The organism is Gryllotalpicola sp. CP2-P1 (assembly GCF_057512245.1).
Genome location: NZ_JBLRDT010000325.1, coordinates 1 through 1,982, shown reverse-complemented (window position 1 = coordinate 1,982; position 1,982 = coordinate 1). Strand labels below are relative to the sequence as shown.

The following is a 1,982-nucleotide window of genomic DNA, read 5'->3' as shown; positions in this document are numbered from 1 at the left end:
AGTCGCAGGCGCCGCGGCTCACGGTCGTGTCCAACCCGCCGCAAGACAGCGGCCCGGTCACGACGTGGGCCACCGTGGCGATCCCCGGCGGCGGAGGGGCGGCGACCGCTCCGCAGACGGCCGAGGCGCCCGCCGTGCACGAGCGCCCGAAGCTGCAGGCGGTGCCGCCGCTTCCGAAGGAAGAGGTGCGGGCCGAGGCATCCGCCGTCTCGGCGAGCGTCGACGACGGCTGGTCGCCTGTCGCGCCGGCGGTCGATGACGAGGGGTGGTCGACGGTCGCGCCGTCCGACGACGACGCCCCGAGCTTCGAGGAAGACCCCGATGCGGGGCCCGTCGTGAGCGGCACGACCGCGCCGTCGGCGCCCACGCCGCCCCGTGCGGAGAAGGGGCTCGACACGGTCGCAGAGCGAGCTGCTCCACCGGCGGAGCGCGCCGCGCCGCGCAAGGGCCCGAGCTTCGCCGCGGCGCCCAGTTCGCAGCGCTACGGCGAGGCCGTCGTGCGCGAGATCCTCAACGCGCGGTTCATCGAAGAGCAGCAGCTGCCTGAGAACGGCGGCCGCTGATGTACGAAGGGATCGTCCAAGACCTGATCGACGAGCTCGGCCGGCTGCCCGGCATCGGCCCGAAGTCGGCGCAGCGCATCGCGTTCCACATCCTGCAGACCGAGTCGTTCGACGTGACCAAGCTCGCCGAGACGCTGCTCGCGGTGCGCGACAAGGTGCGCTTCTGCGAGCAGTGCGGCAACGTCTCCGAGCAGGAGCTGTGCTCGATCTGCCGCGACCCGCGCCGCAACCAGTCGCTGATCTGCGTCGTCGAAGAGGCGAAAGACGTCGTCGCGATCGAGCGCACCCGCGAGTTCCGCGGTCTCTACCACGTGCTCGGCGGGGCGATCAGCCCGATCGACGGCGTCGGGCCCGACGACCTGCGCATCCGGCAGCTCATGCAGCGCCTCGCCGACGGCACCGTCGAAGAGGTCATCATCGCCACCGACCCCAACCTCGAGGGCGAGGCGACCGCGACCTACCTGAGCCGGCTGCTGAAGACCCTCGAGATCCGGGTGAGCCGCCTCGCCTCCGGCCTTCCGGTCGGCGGCGACCTCGAGTACGCCGACGAGGTCACCCTCGGCCGCGCCTTCGAGGGCCGCCGCGTCGTCGTGGGGTGACCCGGCGCCGTTCCTCAGCCCACGACGGTGAACCGCACCTGATGCGCGGCACAGGACACCCGCCACCACCCGTGATCGACTGCATCACGAGGACAGCGATGAAGATCACCGCGGCGGCGATGACGGGAATCCCGAATCGTACAAAACGCGGCAACTTGGGCGAGTTGGAATCGGGGTGATGTGCCCACCTCATGCGGTGAGCATTGTGCGCGGGCGACCGCGGCGCCAGGAATCCGGCGTCACAGTCGGGTCTCCATTCGGCTTCGCCGAGTCGACCAGCGTGGCGGGCTGCGCCGAGTCGACCAGCGTGACGTCTAGAGGGCGCTGACGATCTCGGCCGCGAGCCGGTCGCCGACCAGCGGGCCCATCGTGAGGCCCGCGGCGCCGAAGCCGGCGTTGACCCACAGCGGCACAGAGCCGCCGACGTCGAGCCGGCGCACCACGGGCTCCTGCGAGTTCGAGAGCGGAAGGGGGCGCAGCCCGACGCGGGTCTCGATGATCTCGGCATCCGACAGTCCGGGGGCCGCGACCAGTGCGTTGCGCAGCAGTTCCTGCACGCCGAAGGCGGTGACGCGCGTGTCGAACCCGCTGCCGAACTCGCGGGTGGCGCCGGCGACGATGCGGCCGCCGTCGAAGGCGAGCAGGTAGTGCGACGAGCTGACCCGGTGCACGACGGGCCAGCTCGAGGTGTCCGCGTCGACCCTGAGGTGCAGGATCTGGCCCTTCTGCGGCTCGACCGGCACCGAGACGCCGAGAGGTGCGAGCACGGAGGACGACCAGGCGCCGCATGCCACGACGACGGCGTCGGCCACGAGGGCCT

2 protein-coding genes and 1 pseudogene are annotated in these 1,982 nt (G+C 71.7%); 2 read left to right on the top strand and 1 reads right to left on the bottom strand.

Annotation, left to right across the window (positions count from 1 at the left end; translation table 11 throughout):
* Both ACM2XV_RS14815 and recR read left to right on the top strand, forming a co-directional pair.
* Positions 1–563: pseudogene (locus ACM2XV_RS14815) on the top strand (hypothetical protein); the annotation flags it as partial.
* A complete protein-coding gene (gene recR, locus ACM2XV_RS14810; RefSeq protein ID WP_344774890.1) occupies positions 563–1,162 on the top strand; it encodes a recombination mediator RecR in 600 nt (199 codons plus the stop codon). The pseudogene ACM2XV_RS14815 and the gene recR, both read left to right, overlap by 1 nt.
* Positions 1,163–1,476: 314 nt before the next feature.
* On the opposite strand, the gene ACM2XV_RS14805 is transcribed toward recR, so the two are convergent.
* The coding region (locus ACM2XV_RS14805; protein ID WP_487027488.1) for an NAD(P)/FAD-dependent oxidoreductase at positions 1,477–1,982 on the bottom strand (506 nt) is incomplete at its 5' end.

Coding starts and splice junctions, on each gene's coding strand:
- recR (WP_344774890.1), top strand. CDS start 563: ATGTACGAAGGGATCGTCCAAGACCTGATCGACGAGCTCGGCCGGCTG.